21 protein-coding genes and 1 pseudogene are annotated in these 21,745 nt (G+C 39.3%); 9 read left to right on the top strand and 13 right to left on the bottom strand.

All coding sequences use genetic code 11. From position 1 onward, the window contains the following. The first annotated feature begins 1 nt into the window (after position 1). The 4 genes from P20480_RS15965 (at position 2) to lpxC (ending at position 4,291) form a co-directional block, all read left to right on the top strand. On the top strand, positions 2-781 hold the full coding sequence (locus P20480_RS15965) for a cell division protein FtsQ/DivIB (protein ID WP_006792148.1): 780 nt from the start codon (positions 2-4) through the stop codon (positions 779-781). Further along, positions 778-2,010, top strand: coding sequence for a cell division protein FtsA (ftsA, locus tag P20480_RS15960; RefSeq protein WP_010555687.1), 1,233 nt, complete (start codon positions 778-780; stop codon positions 2,008-2,010). Before P20480_RS15965 ends, ftsA begins: the two co-directional genes overlap by 4 nt. A gap of 21 nt (positions 2,011-2,031) precedes the next feature. After that, positions 2,032-3,276 carry a cell division protein FtsZ gene (gene ftsZ / locus P20480_RS15955; protein WP_008126811.1) on the top strand — a complete coding sequence of 415 codons (1,245 nt, stop codon included), beginning with the start codon at positions 2,032-2,034 and terminating at the stop codon, positions 3,274-3,276. Between the two features lie 103 nt (positions 3,277-3,379). Continuing rightward, a complete protein-coding gene (gene lpxC, locus P20480_RS15950) occupies positions 3,380-4,291 on the top strand; it encodes a UDP-3-O-acyl-N-acetylglucosamine deacetylase (protein WP_008126813.1) in 912 nt (303 codons plus the stop codon). A 108-nt stretch (positions 4,292-4,399) separates the two neighbouring features. On the opposite strand, the gene yjjG is transcribed toward lpxC, so the two are convergent. The 3 genes from yjjG to P20480_RS15935 all read right to left on the bottom strand — a co-directional run bounded on the left by yjjG (position 4,400) and on the right by P20480_RS15935 (position 6,604). Next, a complete protein-coding gene (yjjG, locus tag P20480_RS15945; protein WP_008126814.1) occupies positions 4,400-5,074 on the bottom strand; it encodes a pyrimidine 5'-nucleotidase in 675 nt (224 codons plus the stop codon). Between the two features lie 15 nt (positions 5,075-5,089). Beyond that, a complete protein-coding gene (gene yjjX, locus P20480_RS15940; protein WP_006794075.1) occupies positions 5,090-5,629 on the bottom strand; it encodes an inosine/xanthosine triphosphatase in 540 nt (179 codons plus the stop codon). Between the two features lie 75 nt (positions 5,630-5,704). Next, positions 5,705-6,604 carry a phosphoribulokinase gene (locus P20480_RS15935; RefSeq protein WP_008126819.1) on the bottom strand — a complete coding sequence of 300 codons (900 nt, stop codon included), beginning with the start codon at positions 6,602-6,604 and terminating at the stop codon, positions 5,705-5,707. A 157-nt stretch (positions 6,605-6,761) separates the two neighbouring features. On the opposite strand from P20480_RS15935, the gene P20480_RS15930 reads away from it, so the two are divergent. Together P20480_RS15930 and P20480_RS15925 are read left to right on the top strand one after the other, a co-directional pair. Beyond that, on the top strand, positions 6,762-7,637 hold the full coding sequence (locus tag P20480_RS15930) for a TolB-like translocation protein (protein ID WP_008126822.1): 876 nt from the start codon (positions 6,762-6,764) through the stop codon (positions 7,635-7,637). 61 nt (positions 7,638-7,698) lie between these two features. Beyond that, on the top strand, positions 7,699-8,064 hold the full coding sequence (locus P20480_RS15925) for a hypothetical protein (protein ID WP_006794078.1): 366 nt from the start codon (positions 7,699-7,701) through the stop codon (positions 8,062-8,064). A gap of 118 nt (positions 8,065-8,182) precedes the next feature. On the opposite strand, the gene P20480_RS15920 is transcribed toward P20480_RS15925, so the two are convergent. The 6 genes from P20480_RS15920 to P20480_RS15895 form a co-directional block, all read right to left on the bottom strand. Then, positions 8,183-10,756, bottom strand: a complete 2,574-nt coding sequence (locus tag P20480_RS15920; RefSeq protein ID WP_008126824.1) for a M1 family metallopeptidase — start codon at positions 10,754-10,756, stop codon at positions 8,183-8,185. Positions 10,757-10,880: 124 nt separating this feature from the next. Then, the gene (locus P20480_RS15915) at positions 10,881-11,561 is read right to left on the bottom strand and encodes a site-specific integrase (RefSeq protein WP_008126825.1); all 681 of its coding nucleotides are present in this window, start codon (positions 11,559-11,561) and stop codon (positions 10,881-10,883) included. 97 nt (positions 11,562-11,658) lie between these two features. Then, complete coding sequence (locus P20480_RS15910; RefSeq protein ID WP_006794081.1) at positions 11,659-12,009, bottom strand: DUF2750 domain-containing protein; 351 nt, start codon at positions 12,007-12,009, stop codon at positions 11,659-11,661. Between the two features lie 17 nt (positions 12,010-12,026). After that, complete coding sequence (locus P20480_RS15905; RefSeq protein ID WP_008126827.1) at positions 12,027-12,605, bottom strand: glutathione S-transferase family protein; 579 nt, start codon at positions 12,603-12,605, stop codon at positions 12,027-12,029. Positions 12,606-12,669: 64 nt separating this feature from the next. Beyond that, positions 12,670-12,951: a peptidylprolyl isomerase gene (locus P20480_RS15900; protein WP_006794083.1), complete on the bottom strand. Its 282-nt coding sequence runs from the start codon at positions 12,949-12,951 to the stop codon at positions 12,670-12,672. A gap of 84 nt (positions 12,952-13,035) precedes the next feature. Continuing rightward, positions 13,036-13,611, bottom strand: a complete 576-nt coding sequence (locus tag P20480_RS15895; protein ID WP_008126830.1) for a glutathione peroxidase — start codon at positions 13,609-13,611, stop codon at positions 13,036-13,038. An 81-nt stretch (positions 13,612-13,692) separates the two neighbouring features. Here P20480_RS15895 and P20480_RS15890 point away from each other — a divergent pair, with 81 nt between their 5' ends. From P20480_RS15890 to P20480_RS15880, 3 genes are all read left to right on the top strand, one after another. After that, complete coding sequence (locus P20480_RS15890; RefSeq protein WP_033024928.1) at positions 13,693-14,181, top strand: GNAT family N-acetyltransferase; 489 nt, start codon at positions 13,693-13,695, stop codon at positions 14,179-14,181. A 118-nt stretch (positions 14,182-14,299) separates the two neighbouring features. Beyond that, positions 14,300-16,273 carry an ATP-binding protein gene (locus P20480_RS15885; protein ID WP_010555694.1) on the top strand — a complete coding sequence of 658 codons (1,974 nt, stop codon included), beginning with the start codon at positions 14,300-14,302 and terminating at the stop codon, positions 16,271-16,273. Positions 16,274-16,343: 70 nt separating this feature from the next. Then, positions 16,344-17,477 carry a response regulator gene (locus P20480_RS15880; protein ID WP_008126836.1) on the top strand — a complete coding sequence of 378 codons (1,134 nt, stop codon included), beginning with the start codon at positions 16,344-16,346 and terminating at the stop codon, positions 17,475-17,477. 124 nt (positions 17,478-17,601) lie between these two features. Here the strand turns inward: P20480_RS15880 and queG are convergent. The 4 genes and pseudogenes from queG to P20480_RS15865 all read right to left on the bottom strand — a co-directional run bounded on the left by queG (position 17,602) and on the right by P20480_RS15865 (position 21,686). Next, a pseudogene (queG, locus tag P20480_RS20060) lies at positions 17,602-18,731 on the bottom strand (tRNA epoxyqueuosine(34) reductase QueG). Positions 18,732-18,842: 111 nt separating this feature from the next. Beyond that, positions 18,843-20,060, bottom strand: coding sequence for a methyl-accepting chemotaxis protein (locus P20480_RS15875; RefSeq protein ID WP_008126841.1), 1,218 nt, complete (start codon positions 20,058-20,060; stop codon positions 18,843-18,845). Between the two features lie 58 nt (positions 20,061-20,118). Further along, positions 20,119-20,823: a glycerophosphodiester phosphodiesterase gene (locus P20480_RS15870; RefSeq protein ID WP_008126842.1), complete on the bottom strand. Its 705-nt coding sequence runs from the start codon at positions 20,821-20,823 to the stop codon at positions 20,119-20,121. Continuing rightward, complete coding sequence (locus tag P20480_RS15865) at positions 20,820-21,686, bottom strand: DMT family transporter (protein ID WP_008126844.1); 867 nt, start codon at positions 21,684-21,686, stop codon at positions 20,820-20,822. The genes P20480_RS15870 and P20480_RS15865 overlap by 4 nt, the downstream gene beginning before the upstream one ends. Positions 21,687-21,745 lie beyond the last annotated feature (59 nt).

Below are 21,745 nucleotides of genomic sequence, written 5' to 3' on the forward strand. Positions count from 1 at the left end.
TATGCATCCCCTTTTAGAAAAAGCTCATAAAATCAAACAGAACCTAAATTGGTCGCTGATTTTTGGCGTGAGCTTTTTTTTAGTTGTTATTATTGGCTTAGTGCAAATTACAACGGGTGTATCTGATTGGTTAGTAAAAAATAAAGATGCACAAATAAAGCACTTAACGGTGCAAGGGCATCCTAAATACACAGATGAAACCGCAATAATAACAGCAATAAAAAAAGCGGATTTAAGTAGTTTTTTTGAGCTTGATGTAAAACATGTACAACAGCTAGTGCAAAATCTACCTTGGGTGGCCACTGTATCGGTGCGAAAACAATGGCCTGATACGATTCAGGTTTACGTTGTTGAACACGAGGCGGTTGCGCATTGGAATAGTGACTTGTTGATTAATAACAACGGTGAGGCTTTTCAAGCTCGCAGCGATAAGTTAAGTAAAGATTTACCTCAGTTATTCGGCCCAGAAGGGAGCGAACAAGAAGCATGGATTGCTTTTAAGCAGTTTGACGAAATGCTTAAAGTAAACGCGTTAACGCTTAAAAGTTTAGCGTTATCAGAGCGTTTTTCTTGGCAGCTTTGGCTTGATAGCGGGGTGCGCTTAAATTTAGGGCGTAGGGATAAAGCCAAGCGTGTTCAACGTTTTATAGACGTTTACCCACGTATGGAATATCCAGAAAAAGCACAGATAGATGCAGTCGATTTACGGTATGATACCGGCCTTGCAGTGAGCTTTAAGCCAGTGCAAGAAGAACAATTACAAAATAAGAGTAAGGCATGACTAAGTCAGCAGAAAGAAACCTCGTGATTGGATTAGACGTTGGTACCTCGAAAGTGGTAGCCACGGTAGGTGAAATCACCGCAGATAACAAGCTCAGCATTGTTGGTGTGGGCAGCCAGGTATCCCATGGTATGGATAAAGGTGGCGTTAACGATTTAAACTTAGTGTCTGAGTCGATTCGCCGCGCTATAGACGAAGCCGAATTAATGGCAGATTGTCGAATTAGTTCGGTGTACTTGGGGATTTCTGGTAAACATATTCAATGCCAGAACGAAAGCGGTGTTGTTGCTATTAATAATACTGAAGTAACAGACGAAGATATTGAAAATGTGATTCACATTGCGCGTTCTGTGCCTATTTCAGCTGAACGTAAAATGCTGCATGCACTACCGCAAGAGTACAGCATAGACATGCAAGAAGGAATTAAAAACCCACTAGGCATGAGCGGTGTGCGTATGGAGGCACGTGCTCACATTATTACCTGCTCTAACGACATGGCTAAAAACATAGAGAAATGTGTTGAGCGTTGCGGCCTTGAAGTCGACCAATTGATATTTACAGCATTGGCTTCTTGTTATTCAGTTCTTACAGATGATGAAAAAGAGCTTGGAGTCGCTGTACTCGATATTGGTGGTGGTACAATGGACATCACTATTTATATCAACGGTGCGCTGCGCCATTCAGCAGTAATCCCTGTGGCGGGTAATCAGGTAACGGGTGATATTGCAAAAATATTTCGTACACCTATATCGCATGCAGAGTCACTCAAAGTACAATACGCATGTGCAAGCAGCCAATTGGCAAGCAGTGAAGACACTATTGAAGTACCAAGTGTAGGCGGGCGCCCTGCAAGATTAATGTCACGTCATACATTATCAGAGGTGGTAGAGCCTCGTTTCAGAGAATTATTTGAACTTGCGATGGAAGAAATTCGTCGTTCAGGTTTAGAGGACCAAATTGCGGCAGGTCTCGTTATAACAGGCGGAACTGCCAAAATGACTGGTGCAATGGAAGTGGCGGAAGACATTTTTCAAATGCCAGTAAGAATAGGTAAACCAATCGGGATGGTTGGTTTAACAGACTACGTAGATGATCCTTCGTACGCAACCGCTGTTGGTTTGTTACAATACGGGCGCACCATGCAATCGATGAATGCACAAAAGTCGAAAGCAGAGGATAACAATAATTGGTGGAACCGCATTACTAAATGGTTTCAAGGCGAGTTTTAAGACTCAAGTCGGAGAGTGAACATGTTTGATATAATGGAACAACACAGCGAAGAAGCTGTAATAAAAGTAATTGGCGTGGGCGGCGGCGGCGGTAACGCTGTTGAGCACATGGTAAAACAGCAAATCGAAGGCGTGCGCTTTATTGCCGCTAATACTGATGCGCAAGCATTACGAAATTCTGCTGCTGATGTAACAGTTCAATTAGGCACACAAATAACCTCTGGGTTAGGTGCGGGTGCAAACCCTGAAGTAGGCCGAGAATCGGCTGAAGAAGATGCAGAGACTATTCGTGCAAGCCTTGAAGGTGCCGACATGGTATTTATCGCAGCGGGCATGGGCGGCGGTACAGGTACAGGGGCTGCGCCTGTGGTTGCTAAAATTGCTAAAGAGCTGGGTATTTTAACTGTTGCAGTAGTGACGCGTCCTTTCGACTTTGAAGGTAAGAAGCGTGCAGCGGCAGCTGAACAAGGTATCAGCGAGTTGTCAGAAATTGTAGACTCGCTTATTACAATTCCGAACAATAAATTACTTAAAGTTTTAGGCAAAGGCACTACACTTCTAGATGCATTTGCTAAAGCTAATGACGTATTATTTGGTGCGGTACAAGGTATTGCAGAACTCATTACGCGATCTGGTTTAATTAACGTGGATTTCGCTGACGTACGAACTGTTATGTCTGCTATGGGTACTGCTATGATGGGTACTGCATCTGCGTCGGGTCCTGATCGTGCACAAGAAGCCGCAGAAGCTGCTATTTCAAGCCCATTATTAGAAGACGTTGATTTAACAGGTGCTAAAGGTATCTTAGTTAATATCACCGCAGGTATGGATATTGCGATTGAAGAATTCGAAATTGTCGGTAACCACGTTAAAGCACTTGCCTCTGAGAACGCAACGGTTGTTGTGGGTGCGGTAATTGATCCTGAAATGAGCGACGAGTTACGTGTAACTGTAGTTGCAACGGGTTTAGGCGGCGATCGTCGTCCACAGTTTGGTATTGTTGATAACGGTTTTAAAAAGGCTTCGGGTTCTGATGTTGCAAACACGTCTAACCAAGCAAGCAGCATGTATGTGCCTAGCTTTGCGAGCCAAGATAGCACCGATGAAAGTGCAGCTAAAGCACAAACTGAAAGCACAGAAAAAGCGAGTTCAGCAAGTTCTAGCAATAAAGCAAGCTCGTCGTCGCAAACGAGTAAAAAAGCGGATAAATCAGAGGGTGGTGATTACTTTGACATCCCTGCATTTTTACGCAAACAAGCAGACTAATAAAAAACGTTATTTTGCTGGTAAATTGAGCGAATATTGTAAGGCGCGCGTATATATGTTACTATCCGCCGTCTAACTGTAATAAATTTAAGTGAGCGAACCTATGATTAAACAGCGTACGATTGCAGAAGTAGTCAAAGCCATAGGAATTGGACTTCATAAAGGTGAGAAGGTCACAATAACTCTCCGACCTGCGAGCGCAAATACTGGGATTGTATTTCGTCGTGTCGACCTTGATCCGGTTGTTGAATTTGAAACAACACCTGAAGCCGTTGGCGATACGCAGTTGTGTACCTGTTTAATTAACAAAGATGGCGTTCGTTTATCAACTACTGAGCACCTAATTGCTGCAGTTGCAGCAATGGGGATTGATAACCTAATTGTAGAATTAGACAGCTCAGAAGTGCCAATTATGGATGGTAGTGCATTACCATTCATTTATTTATTACAAAAAGGCGGCATTGAAGAGCAAAATGCCGCTAAACGCTTTATTCGTATTAAAGAAAAAGTACGTATTGAAGAAGGTGACAAATGGGCCGAAGTAGAACCGTACGACGGATTTCACATCGACTTTGAAATCGCTTTTGATCACCCGGCTATTAACGAAAGTCGTCAGCGTGTTGGTTTAGACATCACCGCTCAAAGCTTTACTGAAGAAATTAGCCGTGCTCGTACCTTTGGTTTTATGAAAGACATTGAATACATGCATGCTAATAACCTTGCTCTAGGTGGCAGCATGGACAGCGCAGTAGTACTTGACGAGTTTAAAGTACTAAACCCAAATGGTTTGCGCTACAGCGATGAGTTCGTTAAGCACAAAATACTAGACTGTGTTGGTGACATGTTTATGACAGGCCATAACATTTTAGGTAAGGTGACTGCGTTTAAGTCGGGTCACGATTTAAACAATAAGTTGCTTCGTAAAGTAATGGCTACCGAGTCAGCGTGGGAGTGGGCAACATTTGAAACGCCTGTAACGATGCCTGCACCCGGTCTTGAGTTAGCAACAGCCTAACCAAGTATTTTAAAGTACACACTTAAAACAGTTACAAAAAAATGACGCTTATTAGCGTCTATTTTTTTTGCTATGTATCTATTCTTTTAAAATAGTAAGTTTTAAAAATTAAATACCTAAAATGGCTTGTAGCTGTTCTAATTTGGTTATTGTGTAAGTGGGGGTTATTCCTTCTGGTAATTGTTCACCAGGGTGTTGCAACCAACATGTATCTATACCTGCATTATTACCGCCAAGTATGTCACTTGATGCGGTATCACCCACCATTAATATTTGACTCTTATTTGGGTTACCCATCAGTTCAAACGTATGTTCAAAAATAGCTTTGTTAGGTTTTGCTATACCTACAAGCTCAGAAATAACTAACCATTCAAACATATCTTTTAAACCAGTATGCTCTAAACGTACTGTTTGTAGACGAGCAAAGCCATTAGTAATGATGCCTAACCTAGCATGAGGCTTTAATTTATTAAGCAACTCTATAGCGCCTGGTAATGGCTCACAAATTTGCGCCATTGCATCTAAAAATGCATCGTTCAACTCTTTAGCGGATACATTTAATTTTGTTGACCATTCATTAAAGCGGGTTACCTGCAAGTAATCAGCACTAATAACACCATTTTGATAATCAACCCACAGTTGTTTATTGGTTTTTTGATAGTGAACGTAGTCGTCTTGCGTAAAGTTAACGCCGTAATTTTTAAACATACGGGTCATACCGGCTAAAATATCAAACCTAAATAAAGTTTCGTCTGCATCAAACAACACGTAGCTGTATTTCATTCAATTTCCTGTATTTTATTTGCGATAAAGGTCGCTATGTAAAAAGGGTGCCATGGCCAAGGTTAGTGCTTGGGTATAGGTACTTTCACGTGTTGCATGGTTATTTGTAAGCAGGCCAATGGCGCCGCCTTTTTGTTTTATATTTGTGGTGTTAAATGCTTTATCCATTACATCGCCAAGCTCTTCGCCATTAAGTAATGCTTTAAAAAGTATATTGGGTAATGGAAGGTTACTGCTTCGCCCTACAACCTGTTCTGTGGCGTTATCAATAACAACATAGGCAAAGGTCGCTGCACCATAGCTAAATTGCTCTGCACCGCCTTCCATTGCCACGTAGTAATCGGCTTGATGGTGCTTTTTACAATAGTTAACACGGTTTTGCGCGCCAATACGTGTTTCATCTTCACCAATAGGTTGATCTGGCACGTTTGAAGGAGCGTTAACACCTAGGCAATCAATGGTGTTATTTGGAAAGTACATAGTAAAAATATGCTTTGCTGCATTTATTTTTACTGGATTTTTAGATCCAACTATAACTTTTAACAATGATGACATGCTGATCTCGTATTGAGTAAAATCAGCAGTGTACGTGACTTCTGCTAAACAAAAAAGAGCACTAAAGCGATAATACTAAATAGGCAAATCAAGCGGAGCAAGGTTCTCTAGTGCGCGCTTTTTCATAATGATATCTTTTATCAGCGGTGTTAATACAAGCTCCATTGCAAGGCCCATTTTACCGCCCGGTACTACCAGCGTATTAATACGTGACATAAAGCTGCCTTCAATCATTCTCAAATAATAAGGAAAATCAACATCTTCAATGCCTCTAAAGCGGATCACAACAAAACTTTCATCAAGTGATGGAATGTCTTTTGCGCTAAATGGGTTTGATGTATCTACGGTAGGCACACGCTGAAAGTTAATATGCGTACGTGAAAACTGAGGGGTAATATGATTTATGTAATCGTCCATACTACGCACAATTGACCCCATCACGGCTTCGCGAGAGTGGCCTCGCTCTGAAGTATCGCGGATTAGCTTTTGTATCCATTCAAGGTTAATAATAGGTACCATGCCTATGAGTAAATCAACATGCTTGGCTACATCAACGTCTTGGTCAACAACTCCGCCATGCAAACCTTCGTAGAACAAAATATCTGTATTATGCTCAAGCTCTTGCCAAGGAGTAAATGTGCCTGGCAGTTGGTTATAAGGTACAGCTTCATCAAAGGTGTGCAAGTAGCGGCGCAATTTGCCTTGCCCTGTTTCACCATAATTACTAAATAACGATTCAAGGGCGCCAAAGTCGTTAGCTTCACGGCCAAAGTAACTAATATGCTTACTTTCTTGTTGGGCTTCGCGTATTTTTTTGTCCATTTCTGGGCGTGTATAACGATGAAAGCTATCACCTTCAATAAATGCAGCCTGAATATTTAGGCTACGAAAAATGTGCTTAATGGCATTGGTTGTGGTGGTTGTACCCGCACCCGATGAACCAGTAATTGCAATGATAGGATTTTTAGCTGACATGTTAATTCTCTTTTTTAGGACCAGGCTATATAACCAGACTAAACTTAACACTTTTTTAAGTCGTTTGGGTATCTTACGTGTTGACTGACTAAGCTCAAGTGACGCCATCAGCAAATAACGTTATCATGAGGTGCTTAAAATTAAAACGAGAGAAAGCATGAAACTTTTAAAACCATTACTTAGCTTCTTTTCATTAAGTGCGTTAGCCGCAGGTTGTGCACACGCTAACATGCCTAAAAGCCAAATATTACTTGCTGATTTAAATACGCCATATGGTGTTCAAGTGACCATAGTAAGCGACAAAACAAGTTACAATAACCAGCCTTACTTAATTAATGACGATTTATACTTTACCCATGAGGTAATAACTAATAACCAAAGCCAAACCGATATTGCACACTACAATTTAACAACACGTGAAATAACTAACTTAACAAATACGCCTGTCAGTGAGTATTCGCCAACGTTAATGCCTAATAAAACAAGTTTGTCAGCCATTGTTGTAGAGGCCGATTCAAAACAAAAGTTGTGGCAGTATCCGCTTGATACACAAAGTGCGCCTAGTCGTATTTTTGATTGGATAGAGCCTGTTGGCTACCATGCTTGGGGCATTAAAAACGATTTAGTGATGTTTATTTTAGGTCAGCCGCATACGCTTCAATACACCTCAGTAGACGCTGCTAAAGGTGAAATAGCCGCCAGTGATATTTCTCGTACACTTATTTATAACCACAACGCGGCGATGTTTTTATTTAGTTACACTAAAAATGATAAGCATATTTTAGCGAGTTTTAATCCACAAAATAAACAAGTAAGCGATTTATTAAGGCTCCCCACTCAGGTACAAGACTTCATTTTAAAAGATGATAAAACAATTGCTTACGCTATTAAAAATCGTGTTTATCAACGTAAGCTCGATGGCAGTAATGAAATATCGCAATGGCTTGATTTAAGCACTTACTGCGAAACTAATATCACCCGAATGAGTTACAACAACGATAAGCTTGCATTTGTATGCGACGTAACACAATAAAGTAAGACTTCAAACTGCGTATGCGTTAAGGTGATACGCAAATTAACGAATAGGGATAAACATGGCGTACAGTGCAGATGAGTTAACAGAGCAGCTTATAAAACTACAATGCAGAAGTAATTTTAAAATTAAAAACATTGCTGAATACATGTTAGTTAATTCTAAAGAGGCCTTTTACACTCACAGTGAAAGTGGGAAAGGTAAAATAGTGATTCGCCCTGCGTTTGAAGTATTTAGCGATGACTTTAATGACATAGATGGTGTAACACGTGCACAAGGGTATTTTCATAGCAGTGAAATGACCCGATTTCCAACTCGTATATATAAAAGCGCTCAACCAATTCATTATGGTGTCGCATTTAAAATAAATTCAGAGCAAGCTGCAAAAGACTTTATTGCTAAGTTGACGATGATCATTGGTAATTAATCTGAACTTTAGTTAAGAAGTTTTTTATACGTAATTTGAGTTAATTAGTTTCGCCCTAAAATTATAAAGCCGCTGAGTGAATACTCAGCGGCTTTTTTATAGCTTAATCACATAGTGGTTATTTACTGTTTAAGAAGCTATTAACCGAATCAAGCTCGCGTTTTTTTAGTGCAATACAATCAAGCGTACTTTCTTCTAGTTTACTCAATGTACGGCTGTACCCAGGCACTTCTGAAATTTTATCGTTAAAGAAGTTTTGAGTGGTTGCTAAGCTTTTGGCATCACAGCCTACGGTTGTAAAGTACGGTAAATTAGGAATAAAGAACGGCGGTAAACTTGCTGTTACTTTATCGTAATTGTTATAAACCCAATCGATAAATAATGCTTGGCGCTCTTCTGTGTAACTTTGCCCAGATAAAATAGTACGCATATCAGAGGCGGTTACTTCATCAGTTAAGCTGTAAGCCAGCACTGCATTTTGTAATTCAGACTCACCAAAAAAGCCCATAGCAGCTAGCATGTTAGTGCGCACTTGTGGGTCTTTAGTCGTTTTAAATGTTGTCATGAATTGATCAAGCAAGGCTTTATCACCATGAAAAGCAGCGAGTCTTAAATAAACACCTGCTAAGTATGGGTCTACTTTTTGTGGGTTAGTTAAATACACTTGCGTTTGTTCTTTGGCTTTATTGATTACGTTTTGGTCTTCGCCATCAAAGCCTAATAGGGATACAACGGCTGCACGAAGTTGCGACACAGCACCATCTTCGTCAATTTTTGCTTCTAAACCGTATTCTTTAGCTGCAGGAGTCACTGCGTCACGGATAAATGCAGGCCATAAGTCTTTATTGCTTTCATCTTTGAACGTACGTTGCTGCGATACTAAGTAGCCCAGTGCAGTATTTGCTACACGAGGGTGGCTGTCACTTACAAATACTTCAAGTGTTTGCATTAACTTGGCGGCAGAGATAACGCCAGCCTTAAGCAGTGCATCGGTGGCCGATAATAGCGCTAAACGTTCGCGGTCAGTCAGCACTGTTGGCGCGTTTTCAATTAATGCGTTAAATTGCGCGTCATCCATTACCCAGCGGTAGTAGCCAAGAGCACCTTGGTCAGGGTAAATCCACTCTGGTGCAAAATCTAAATCAAGCGTTTGGCTTTGTTTGTTTAGTAAAACACTGGCTGTTTTAACGTTGTCGCCTGCACCGTATTTAATCGTTACTGGCACATTCCAAAGTTGTGCTGGCGCATCAACACCTGCATTTACAAAGCGGCTTTGTGAAATAGTTACTTTTTTGCCTTGCTGTTTAACACTTACAAGAGGAAAAGAAGACTGCTCGATAAATGATTTTAAAACACTGGCTACATCTTTATTTGATGCTTTACCTAGTGCTTGCCATAAATCAGCCGCTTCTGCATTTTTATAAGAGAAGTCTTTTAAGTAACGCTGAATCCCTTTTTGGAATGCTTCTTCGCCAATCCAGTTTTCAACCATTGCAAGTACTGAGCTACCTTTACTGTATGCAAGGCCTAAACCGTCCATAATGTCAGCTTCGGTTTTAATTGGCTTACGAATAGGCTTAGTGCTTAAGCGGGCGTCTAGTGCCATTACGTTATTTTGTGGTAAGTCTAAATGTGATTCAAACTCAGGGTTTAGCTGCTTGGTCATTTTAGCTGCCATCCAGCTTGCAAACGCTTCGTTTAACCACAGGTCATTCCACCACTTCATGGTTACCAAGTTACCATACCATTGGTGTGCTAGTTCGTGAGCAATAATAGATACGTTTCGTTGTTTCTTACTGCGTGTCGCTGCTGCTAAATCAACGAGTAAAATGTCTTCGCGGTAAGTTACTAAGCCTGAGTTTTCCATTGCGCCAAATGGGAATTCAGGTACGGCAACTGAGTCTAGTTTTTTATAAACATAAGGAATACCAAAATACTCTTCTAATGCTGCAAGTACGCGCGGCATATTATCTTTAGCATATTCGGCTAAATGAATTTTACCTTGAGGAGTAATAACACGCCCAGGAATAGGCATCCCTTCTATGTCTATTTCTTCAAACGGGCCAACAGCCATTGCAACTAAATACGATGGAATAGGCGGTGTTTTATCAAAAAAGTGGGTTGTCATATCACCATTTATTGTTGTTTTTAGTTCTGGTGTATTGGCATATACTTTTTGTGAACTTGGAGCCGTTATTGTTAACTGAAAAGGAATTTTATAGCTTGGTTCATCAAAAACGGGGAAGGCACGACGTGCATCACTCATTTCAAATTGGGTAAATAGGTAAGGTGTACCTTGATCCAATGTTTTGTATAACCCCACACTTTGGCGGTTGTAGGGAGCAGAAAAATCAATATTAAGTGTGTATTTACCTGGTTGAATTTTTTCATCACAGCTAAATTTAACTTTACCTGTTTTAAGTATTTCATTACTTAAGTCACAGTTTTCTTTACCTAAAAGTTGCGCCATTTTTACAGCATAATCCACACCGTTTAGCTCAATGTAATGTGTTGGTTTTAATACTTCTAAGACAATTTCAGTCATCCCTGTGAATGTATCTTTGCTTGGGTCGAGCGTTAGCGATACATTTTGCGAACTTGGTTTTGCGAGTTTTTCGATAACGAATTCGTTAGCGTTTGCTGCATTTATTGCTAGCGCAACACTCACAGTTAAGAGGCTTTTAAGAAACATAGTGATCCCTTGTTTATTGTTAGAAACGCCCAGATTATTATGGGTACAGTTTATCCTACCAGTTTTTGTGAGGCGCGTAATTGATTTAAGAAGTGGCTTTGATGGTAAATAGTAACAAAGTTTGTCAGTGGCTTTCGCGTGATAGAAAACGTTGCCAGCTGAGTTGTGTATTTATAATACGTACTTGTTGAATAACTGTATTTAATAAGCTGATTTCATCAAACTGACTGTTTGGGTATTCGTTAAAACCCATTAAATAATTAAAAGCATCTTTAGAGTTAGCCTGAAGCGCATAAATACGAACTTGTTGTTCAAAGTTAAGGCGTAAGCTACTAATGGCGGTTTTCATACCGAGCTGGTCAACGTTGGGGATATCACATTTTTGTAAATATCCGGCACGATCGCCTTCACCCGAAAACCAAATACGTACTTTTTCACTGTATCTGCCGGTTTTAGCCGGGAGATCAAACATAAGTCGCTGGTGGTTTTTAGACTTTATAAACTCAACATAATCGCTAAATCCTGCATCGATAAGTGCTTTATGTACAGGGACTAAGCGAGGCTTTATTTTACCGTGAGTATGGAAGCTAAAACATAAAATATCATCAATAATACAAAGATCATCAAGTGTTAAACAGCCGATTTCATCACTGTAAGCACCGCTGTAATAGGCTATTAATGGCAGCCAAAAGTGCCAATGTTTTGCTTGCTCGCGGGGGAGTCGAACATCACCGTATATATATCCATTATAAAGAGTGTGCAGTTCCATAGCTGAAAAAGGGCGGCGACCAAGATGGGTTTTCAACGTAATACCTTGAAAATAGTGAGATGTTTTATTTTATACCCAACTAGCACTAGATGCTAGTCGGGTTATCAGGCTTTAAGGTCCTGTGTGTAAATTATTATTCACTTAAAGCACGAGCTAAACCCGTAGGTTCAATCTCTACACATACTTGGTCATCATTCCAATTTATGCCAACTAATGCGTCGTCCTCATTTAAATCTTCAACCCATGCATCTAAAAATTCATCAAGGTTAATTTCTACCGGACTGTAATCTTTCCATTCTTCTTTGCACTGCGCTTTAGCCGCTTCTTCACTTTCCCAAAGCAGTAAAACATCAGTGTCGTCAAATTGGTTTGAGTCGCACACTACAAAGCCATTATCTTCTGCGCCCAGTGCCCAAATGACTTCGCTAACACGTACTTTTTCTACGAAGTTAACTAGCTGTGATTCAATTTCAATATCGCTCATGTGTTTACCTTATTAAGTTAGTGACGAGGATTAGTTTCTATTGCTGATTGACATTCGCTAAATTGTCCATGAAATGCAACAAGTTCACTGTACTGACTAAAGTCAGTTAATTCACGAAAGCTAATCCAATCAAGCAAGCAGTATAAACTGATGTTGAGGTATTCACAGCTTTTAAATTGTTCATCGTTTAAATGGTTGTTTAAAAAGCTTAATGTTTGTTCTATTCGCTCATTTTGCAGATTAAAAAATAATGCATCGCTTTGTGTATCTAAACCTGAGCGCTCGCATAATAGCATTTCAACAAGCGAGTCGTTGCATGCATTAATAGTGGTAAGTAAGTGCTCTTGCGGCCAGTTTAGCTTTGATTTGCCTGTTTTCTCTAATAAGTAGCGTATTATTGAGTTTGAGTCGCTCAGTGTTAAATCACCATCAATTAAAATAGGTATTTTTCGGGCTGGGTTTTTATTGGCCATTTTAGGGCGGTCTTGAGCTGAAAATATGTCTAAGCTTATAAGCTCTATATTACAGTTGTTTTGCAGAGCCCATATTCTAATTCGGCGAACGTAAGGTGAGGGAACAGAACCAATTAATTGCATAATCACTCCAAAAAAAAGCCGCTAAAGCGGCTTTTATTAAACGTTAATAGCAGTAAAGCTCAATTTATTCTGAACGGCTAGTAACTTCAAGTAAATGGTAACCAAATTGCGTTTGTACAGGGCCCTGTACCTGGTTTATTGGGGCAGAAAAAACCACTTTATCAAACTCAGGAACCATCATACCTGGGCCAAACTCACCCAGAGCGCCGCCGTCTTGTCCTGATGGGCAATTAGAATGTACTTTTGCTAATTCAGCAAAGTCTTCGCCTTGTTCAATTTTTGTTTTTAAGTCTAAACATTGTGCTTCGCTGTCTACCAAAATGTGTCGTGCGCTTGCCACTGCCATAAAATCTCCTGATTATAAGTGGTGTTTTTTTAACCTAGTGTATTGCCATACTAGTTAGTTTGTACAAATTGTACCAGTATAAATTTAGATTTTAGACAGGGAATTTTCCACTGCCTTAATCATTTTTTCTGAATCTGGTTTTACTTTGCTGTTAAATCGTAAAATTGTTTTACGATCAGCAGATACCAAATATTTATAAAAGTTCCAATTGGGCGAACTTGTTTGCTCGTTTAAATGCTTGAATATAGGATTTGCATCACTCCCTCTCACTTCGCTGGTGGCGAACATAGGAAAGGTGACCCCATAATTAATAAAACAGACTTTGGCCGTTTCTTTTTCGTTATCTTCTTCTTGGAAAAAGTCATCAGAAGGGAAGCCCAATACTACAAGCCCTTCGTCTTTGTATGTTTTGTGTAGTTTTTCTAAGCTTTCAAACTGAGGGGTGAAGCCACAGTTACTCGCAGTATTAACAATTAACAGAGGTTTGTTTTTGTAGTCGCATAAATTAATGGACTCTTTAGAGCGAAGCTTTCGGATATCAACGTTAGTAAAATCGTCACAGGTTTGGGGATTTACGGCTTTATTATTTGGCTGTGTTTGTGCCATTAAAGTTGAACTAACCAGCAACGCAGTAAACCCTATTATCATTTTTTTAAGCATCATATTACCTAACTATCCGATTGTTTGATTGGCTGATCATACGCTAATATGGAGGAAATTGATCAACCACTTAAATTTACTATGACAACTCGCTTAGCAACTATTGACGACCTTAATGATATTGTCGCCATTTATAATGAAACCATAGAAGGGCGAATGGTAACGGCAGATACCGAAGAAGTAACCGTTGAAGAAAAAAAAGATTGGTTTAATAGTCATACACAAAAACGCCCAATTTATGTGTATTGCGAAAACGATACTGTACTTGCCTGGGTGAGTTATAAATCGTTTTACGGACGCCCTGCTTACGATGGAACCGTAGAAATGAGCATTTACATAACTAAAAATGCACAAGGTAAAGGCTTGGGTAAAAAGTTAATGCAGTTTGCGCAATCGGAGGCTAAAAAGCTTGATATTAACGTGTTACTTGGCTTTATTTTTAGCCATAATTTGCCAAGTGTAAAGTTATTTAAGCACTTTGGTTTTGATGTGTGGGGGGAGTTACCAAACGTTGCCGTTATGGATAATAACTTATACAGCCTAACCATATTTGGTAAGCATTTAGAATAAGTTACGCTTATTTATTGGTCATATTTGTTTACAAATAACGCACAGGAATGTGTGTTATTTTCGTGTTTTTATACTACGCTGGTAACATATTAATTTTATTGGTTGTAAGTGTAGTTTAATGGCTAGAAAAATATTGATCATAGACAGCAGCACCATCATAGCAATGAGAGTAAAAGTACTCTTAGAGCTCATTGGATGTAATGTTGAGCTGATTCATTTCTCTATGCTTGAGATGTTTACTCACGCCGAAAATTACGATTTAGTTGTTATAGCTCACGGTGTGCCGGTTGCACCTATTAAACCGCTAATTGATAAATTATCTCATGGGCGTTTATTATTACTTGCCCCTAAAACCGAAAACACAGAGCAGTTAACCGCATTTGCTGGCCTAAATAAAATAGTACCTGATGCTACGGTTGTTTATCCTTTCTTCTCTAATAAAGAGATCACCTCTCTTTTAGAAAGCTTATTAGAGCTAGACTCTAACCATATGATGCAACTGCCCACTATATTGTTGGTCGATCATATCCAAAATCGCCTTGATAATATGAAGAGCAATTTAATTGGCGCACATATTAAAACCCTTACGGCAAGCAGCTTAAATGACGCACTCACTATTGCAAAAAGTAATAAAATCGATATTTTAATTAGCGATTTTAGCCTTGGTGAAGCGACTGGCCTTCAAATATTTTCAAAATTAAAAGTGTCGCAACCAAATGCACGGTGCTTGCTTTTCACTTCCCGCCCTGACCAAGTTTCAATGATTGAAGCTATTCGCCAAGGTGTTGAAGACGTACTGATTAAACCGCTCAATGAAAATATTTTACTGCAATCAGTGCATAAGCTTTGGCAAACTGAATTATTAAAACGCCGCAATGCCGAGTTAGTTGAGCGCCTTCAAGAAACTGTCGATGCACTAATAGAAAAAGACAGTCTGCTACAAGTTATTTATAAACACACCCCTGACGCTATCATGCTATTTAAACGCAACGGTCAAATTATTGAAGCAAATGACGCTTGCTTAAGACTGTTAGATCTACCGTTTAGCGGGCTTTCTGGTAAATCTTTATTTGATTTTTTAGATAACGATTCGATTGCTGGAATCAAAGAAAAAATTTCAACATTAAACAGCAATCGTCAGTTCAGTTACGATTTACGTCTACCCATTAAAAGCGGTGGCACAGTACCTTTATTTGGCTCTTTTAACGAAATAGATCACCATGGTGAGATTGCACTGGCTGTAATTTTTAAAAATGTAACTCACTTAAAGCAAAAAGAAGAGCTACTTCAAGAAGCTAAAGGGTTACTAGAAGAAGAGGTCAAAGCGCGTACATCGCAGTTAGAGCATGCTAAAAATGTAGCCGAAGCGGCAAATTTAAGTAAATCAGACTTTTTAGCAAATATGTCACATGAGCTGCGAACCCCCATGCACTCAATTTTAAGCTTTGCACGCTTTGGACTCGATAAGCTAGAAGCTGGCGACTTTGCTAGAGAAAAGTTACTAAAATACTTATCTCGTATCGAGTGTAGTGGCGATAGGCTGCTATCTTTATTAAATAACCTTCTTGATTTATCAAAGCTTGATGTAGGTAAATTTCCGTTTAACCCGCGCCCTCATAATTTAGAAAGCATTATTAAAACAAGCATTGACGATGTGTCGGGCACGGCGATGGAAAAACAAATTAATATTATTTTTCCTGCGCCAGATTCACCGGTCATTGTGCAATGCGATGAAGAGCAAATTAATCAGTTGTTGCGCAACGTATTGGGCAATGCATTAAAGTTTAGTGAGCCCAAAAGTAACATCACGCTTAAATTAGCATCGGATGGCCAATTTGCTGATATTGAAGTCATTGATAGTGGTATAGGTATTCCTGAAGATGAACTTGATCATATTTTCACAAAGTTTGTGCAAAGCAGTAAAACAAACAGTGGTGCGGGCGGTACGGGGCTAGGCTTAGCACTTTGCCGAGAATTTGTATCGTTGCATCAAGGTCAAATTAGCGCGTGTAATAATACCAATGGTGGTGCCACAGTTCACATAAAATTACCACTTGAAATAAATTTAGACGAACACCTAGTCGATGAATAAAAGTACGCTAAAACAGTAAGTTGTTTATGTTAATACAATTTATTTTTGAATTTAAAAGGATGATTTAGTTATGGCTTTAACAAAAATACTAGCAGTAGATGACGAGCCCTTTAACCTTGAGATAATTGAAGAAATTTTAGAAGACTTAGATTTTGAGTTAAGGCTAGCCAACAGTGGCCCTGAATGCTTGGATATGGTTGAGGACTATATGCCTCAAGTTATTTTACTTGACGTAAGCATGCCGCAGATGAGTGGTTACGAAGTGTGTAAAACACTTAAATTAAACCCAAGTACCGCACATATTATTGTTATGTTTGTATCTGCAAGAGGAACTGTGGAGGAGCGCATGGAAGGCTACTCAGCCGGCGCTGAAGATTACATAGTAAAACCATTTGGGCATGATGAGCTTAGATCTAAATTAAAAAATCTAAACCAAGTATTAGTAGAGAAACAAAGCCTAGAAAAACAAGTAGAAGCGGCAACTTCAACCGCGTTCAATGCAATGGCTAACAGCAGCGAAATGGGGCAAATAGTCAACTACGTAGAAAGCATAGCACTCATAACTAACCCAGACGATTTAGCAAAAGCACTTATTGATTGCCTACAATCTTTTGATTTACAAAGTAATGTAGAATTTAGATACGACTCTATTGTTAAACATTATGCTTTACATGGTGTTTGCTCGCCTATTGTGATCGAGCTATTTGAAATGCTTAAAAACAAAGGCCGTTTGCATGAGTTTTCGCAGCGCTTATTAGTTAACTACGAGCTAATTAGTTTACTCATCTTAAACATGCCAGGACACGATCCTGATAAACACGGCAGAATACGCGATCACGTGTGCTTTATTGTTAGTGTTACAGAGCAGCAGTTACGCGCCATAATAACTAAGAACTTATTAGATGCGCAGCAGGTAAAACTAAACGCAGTAGCAAGTACAGTACACAGTAAATTTCATGGTTTGATAGATTTACTTAATGAAAATCGCTTAAACAACGAACAAGTATTTAAAAAACTTCAGGAAGAGCTTGAGGTTAGAATTCCAACAATGGGTTTAGACGAAGACCAAGAAATTTTTATCTATAAAAAAGTAGATGAAACAATTCAAAATTCTGTAGCCCGCGAGGAGTCTGTTATTCAAGTAAAAGAGGCGTTCGCAGACATTGAAACAGAGCTTTCGATACTGCTAAACCATAGCCAATAATAAACACATAGACTTACTTTTAGGGCTTGTTTGCCATTAATATAGGGTTTACCGCCCTATAATGGCGAATAATCACACTCCAATAGCTCTGATTTGCTTTAGTACTAAATAGGCTTCTATGAATTTATGCATCTCGTGGTAAGCCTTTTTCCACTATCCTAATAAGTCTTTGCGTTTTTCTAAGTGAGGGTTGTTTATTGTTTTGCTGCTCCAGTGCCCATTGAATATGCTCTTTTACTAGATCACTACAACCATCAATTTTTTGTTCTAACGCGCTAATAATATCAGGGTCAAAGTTTGCATTACCTAAACCAACGGCTAAATTACGTAACCAACGTTCATGTCCAATTCGGCGAATTGGGCTGCCTTCGGTATTTTTTAAAAATGTGGTTTCATCCCAACTAAACAGCTCAAGCAAGTCTTTGTCTTTTAACTGCGTGCGCGGATGAAAGTCTTGTTCGTCGGTTATTTGTCCATAGCGGTTCCACGGGCAAACTAATTGACAATCGTCGCAGCCATAAACTCGGTTACCTAATAAAGTTCTGTATTGCTCAGGAATAGGGCCTTGGTGTTCTATTGTTAAGTATGAAATACACTTACGGGCATCAACCACATAAGGTTCTACAATTGCACCTGTAGGACATAAGGTTATGCAGGCTACACACTTACCGCAGCCTTCAAAGGTATTTTCATTATCAACAGGTAAAGGTAAATCAATAAACAATTCACCTAAAAAAACCACGATCCAGCTTCTTTGTTTATTAGTAATGAATGTTTGCCACGCCAGCCCAGCCCCGCTTTTTCAGCCAATTGGCGCTCTAGTACAGGGGCAGAATCAACAAAGGGTCTAAAACCATATTCACCTACTTCTTGTTCTATTTTTTGGCCGAGCTTTTTTAATCGATTACGAATTAATTTATGGTAGTCTCGACCAAGTGCGTAACGGCTAATATAGGCTTTTTGTTTGTTTTTTAATGTTTTAGCAAAGCCAGCATCGGGGGGCAGGTAGTTCATTTTTACCGATATAACACGTTGTGTGCCGGGAATAAGCTCGTCAGGGCGAGCGCGTTTCATTCCATGTGCCGCCATATAATCCATTGAGCCATGAAACCCGGCGTCAAGCCAACGTTGAAGCTGTTGTTCATGCTTACTCAAATCTATATCAGTGATCCCTACTTCGCTAAAGCCGAGTTCTTTTCCCCATGCTTTTATTTGCTGGGCTAATTTAGGGTAGTCAGGAGTTAGGTTGCTCACACATATTCACGCATATTAAATAATCGCCCTGTAATTTAGCATAATTACAGGGGTGTGTTGAGGTTTACGCATCAATAGGTGTTTAAACGTAAACCGCGTTTATGATAAAAATTAAAGTACAAAGCGTTTTAATTGCTGCTGTGTTTGTAAGCTTAACTCTTGTGATAATTGGCTGTCGGCAAGAGCGGTGTCTATTTGCTGTTTAGCCTGCTCGCCTAATTCAACAATTTGCTCTACCGATTGATGGGTTAAATTTTGCGTATCCTCTAATAAATGCACGGCACTGGCAATTTGCTGTAATTGCTGTTGATTACTCTCAAATTCATTAAGCATTTTACTAAACCCTTCAGAGGTTGAACAAATTGAACTTTGTGCATTTTTAGAATGGTTAATAAGTTGCTCTGACTCTTTATTTGTTTCACTTACTAGGTCGTTCATTTGGGTTATAAAATCACTGATTTGGCGAGTAGCTCCACTTACTTTAACCGAGAGGGTACGTACTTCATCAGCAACAACAGCAAAACCACGCCCGGCTTCTCCTGCTCGCGCAGCTTCTATCGCGGCGTTAAGCGCGAGTAAGTTAGTTTGATCAGAAAACTCCTCAACCATTTTTAAAATACTGCGAATATTCTCACTGTTTTCCTTCAAGCCATCAACGGTGCTCGCAAAACTGCCTAACATATCAGTTATTAACTGCACTTTTTCAACCAGAGAACTCAGCTCTTGAGCTGAGAGTTTTACAAAGGCTAAGTGCTCATTATTTACAGTATGAACACTGTCGGTATTGCCCACAATATTTTGTAAGCTTTGTGTTATTTGGTTACTGGCATCAATAATTGTATGACTTAAGGTAATTTGCTGTTCGCTCGAATTTTCCGTACTTTGCATTGACTCAGTTGCGGCTTTATTACTTTGTGCGCTGGCTTCAGCGCTTGTGTAAGTCGTGTTAAGTAATTGGCTTAAGTGGCTTGTAAAATCGTTATATTGCGTACTTAACGTTTTAAATTCGTCGTATGAAAAATGCGGAAGTTTAGCGTTTAAATTGGCATCTTGTTGATTAATTTTAATAAGCGTATCGCACATTGCTTTTACAGGGCGAACAATCAAAAAGCGCATGTAAAAAAGCGTAAACGCAAAGCCTGAAATAATAACCAAGGTTAGTAGCCAAAAAAGGCCAAGATTTTGTTGCTCACTTAAGCTGTCATAAAGCCAAAACAAAGTAATAGCTTGAAACAAAAAAACAAAACTTAAGTTACCAACAATTTTACGCGTTAGAGTAAAAAAGAATGTTTGTTCGATGTAATTATAAATTTTCATTAAGCCACTCATCTTGCTTAAACCTATGTTTGAACGCTTTTACGCAGGCATTTGCAAGGTATAAGCGACTCTATTTATCAGCTAACGATAGCAAATATGCCTTGGATTGCATGGGAAAGTTAGTAAAAATCCCGTCTAAACCGAAGTCACGCATAAGTGCAATATCTTGTTGTTTATCGACTGTATAAGCGTAAACTTCAAGCCCGCGTTTTTTACCATCATCTACAAACGCTTTGTTAATAAAATTTTTATCTACATGCACACTAAATGCATTTAAGTCTTGTGCAAACTTTGCATAATTAATTGGAATAGAAGACGTTAAAGCGCCTATTTTTAACCAGGGTAAACGCTTTTTAAGCCATTGTAATTGATGATGATCAAACGATGATACTAAAATATTAGCACATGAAATGGTTCCCGCACTGATATTACGTTCAAGCTGGTCAGCAAACTTTTCAAGTTCAAAGGTATGCTTAAGTTCTAAATTAAGTAAGGTTTTATTGTTATTCCAATCAAATAACTGTTGTAGCCTTGGTATACATTCGCCATTACCCGCATCAAGCTTTGTAAGGGTTGCTGCATCAAACTCACTAACTTTGCCTTTTCCGTTCGTGGTTCTGTCTAGCCACGAGTCATGTATCAGCATGTAATCATCGGTAGCGCTTTGAATATCTACTTCAATGCCGTCTACACCCATATTTAAGGCTTCTAAAATGGCACTTTTAGTGTTTTCGGGAAAGTGCCCGCTAGCGCCCCTGTGTGCAAAAACTTTCATTTTCGAGCCTTCTTGGTTATTGACCATGTTTCAAAGCATGCAGCGCTTACAATAAGTGCGCCGCCAATCAGGGTCATTAATGTTGGGCGTTCGTGAACAATAATAATAGCCAAAATAGTACCGTACAACGGTTGTAAGCACGAAATTAGCCCTGCCGTTGCGGCTGATAAATGTTTTAGGCTTGCTGCAAATAGCGAGTGCGGTGTAGCGGTAAATATAATGCCAGCGACGGCAATTAATATAAGATCTTGATTACTCACCTCGTACACAGGCACTTCAATAAATGCGCACAGCATTATGCTCGCTACCAAGGTTTGGTAAAACATCGTCTGTGGGCCGCCGTATTGGCTAAAATAGCGTTTGTGAGTAATGTTTCTGACAGAGAAAAACAACGCAGATACCACGCCAGTAATAACACCAAGTGTTACATCGTCACCTAAATCAGCACTTGGTACTAATAAATAAATACCCAAAACAACTACACCAGCGCTTATAATATCTTTTGCTTGAGGTTTACTTTTATTAAATAAAGGCTCTAAAAACACGGTCATTACTGGATAGCTAAAAAATGCAAGCATACCAATGGTTATGCCTGCCATTTGCATACCTGCAAAATAAGTCACCCAATGTAGCCCTACTGTAACACCTAAAAATAAAGCAATAAGGTAGTCTTTGGGATTGTTTAACTTAATTTGTTTTTTCCCGAATGAAAGCATTGCCAATATTGCCAAACCAGCAATAGCTGTTCGGTAAACTGTAATATCCAGGGCATTTAAACCAATGAGTTTGGCAAAAAGGGCAGTTCCCCCAAAAAGTAACACGGCAATATGTAGGTAAATTAAGCTTTGCTGTTGTGGCTGCATTTAAACATCATCTCCTTTTTTTAATATGTTATCACCGAGGGGGCGTCAACAAGATGAAT

The sequence above is a fragment of the Pseudoalteromonas sp. BSi20480 genome, assembly GCF_000241365.1.
Classification (GTDB): Bacteria; Pseudomonadota; Gammaproteobacteria; order Enterobacterales; family Alteromonadaceae; genus Pseudoalteromonas; species Pseudoalteromonas marina.

What these genes read in the sequence shown, in the direction of transcription:
- P20480_RS15965 (WP_006792148.1), top strand. Translation starts at nt 2, where the DNA reads ATGCATCCCCTTTTAGAAAAAGCTCATAAAATCAAACAGAACCTAAAT.
- ftsA (WP_010555687.1), top strand. Translation starts at nt 778, where the DNA reads ATGACTAAGTCAGCAGAAAGAAACCTCGTGATTGGATTAGACGTTGGT.
- ftsZ (WP_008126811.1), top strand. Translation starts at nt 2,032, where the DNA reads ATGTTTGATATAATGGAACAACACAGCGAAGAAGCTGTAATAAAAGTA.
- lpxC (WP_008126813.1), top strand. Translation starts at nt 3,380, where the DNA reads ATGATTAAACAGCGTACGATTGCAGAAGTAGTCAAAGCCATAGGAATT.
- yjjG (WP_008126814.1), bottom strand. Translation starts at nt 5,074, where the DNA reads ATGAAATACAGCTACGTGTTGTTTGATGCAGACGAAACTTTATTTAGG.
- yjjX (WP_006794075.1), bottom strand. Translation starts at nt 5,629, where the DNA reads ATGTCATCATTGTTAAAAGTTATAGTTGGATCTAAAAATCCAGTAAAA.
- P20480_RS15935 (WP_008126819.1), bottom strand. Translation starts at nt 6,604, where the DNA reads ATGTCAGCTAAAAATCCTATCATTGCAATTACTGGTTCATCGGGTGCG.
- P20480_RS15930 (WP_008126822.1), top strand. Translation starts at nt 6,762, where the DNA reads ATGAAACTTTTAAAACCATTACTTAGCTTCTTTTCATTAAGTGCGTTA.
- P20480_RS15925 (WP_006794078.1), top strand. Translation starts at nt 7,699, where the DNA reads ATGGCGTACAGTGCAGATGAGTTAACAGAGCAGCTTATAAAACTACAA.
- P20480_RS15920 (WP_008126824.1), bottom strand. Translation starts at nt 10,756, where the DNA reads ATGTTTCTTAAAAGCCTCTTAACTGTGAGTGTTGCGCTAGCAATAAAT.
- P20480_RS15910 (WP_006794081.1), bottom strand. Translation starts at nt 12,009, where the DNA reads ATGAGCGATATTGAAATTGAATCACAGCTAGTTAACTTCGTAGAAAAA.
- P20480_RS15905 (WP_008126827.1), bottom strand. Translation starts at nt 12,605, where the DNA reads ATGCAATTAATTGGTTCTGTTCCCTCACCTTACGTTCGCCGAATTAGA.
- P20480_RS15900 (WP_006794083.1), bottom strand. Translation starts at nt 12,951, where the DNA reads ATGGCAGTGGCAAGCGCACGACACATTTTGGTAGACAGCGAAGCACAA.
- P20480_RS15895 (WP_008126830.1), bottom strand. Translation starts at nt 13,611, where the DNA reads ATGCTTAAAAAAATGATAATAGGGTTTACTGCGTTGCTGGTTAGTTCA.
- P20480_RS15890 (WP_033024928.1), top strand. Translation starts at nt 13,693, where the DNA reads ATGACAACTCGCTTAGCAACTATTGACGACCTTAATGATATTGTCGCC.
- P20480_RS15885 (WP_010555694.1), top strand. Translation starts at nt 14,300, where the DNA reads ATGGCTAGAAAAATATTGATCATAGACAGCAGCACCATCATAGCAATG.
- P20480_RS15880 (WP_008126836.1), top strand. Translation starts at nt 16,344, where the DNA reads ATGGCTTTAACAAAAATACTAGCAGTAGATGACGAGCCCTTTAACCTT.
- P20480_RS15875 (WP_008126841.1), bottom strand. Translation starts at nt 20,060, where the DNA reads ATGAGTGGCTTAATGAAAATTTATAATTACATCGAACAAACATTCTTT.
- P20480_RS15870 (WP_008126842.1), bottom strand. Translation starts at nt 20,823, where the DNA reads ATGAAAGTTTTTGCACACAGGGGCGCTAGCGGGCACTTTCCCGAAAAC.
- P20480_RS15865 (WP_008126844.1), bottom strand. Translation starts at nt 21,686, where the DNA reads ATGCAGCCACAACAGCAAAGCTTAATTTACCTACATATTGCCGTGTTA.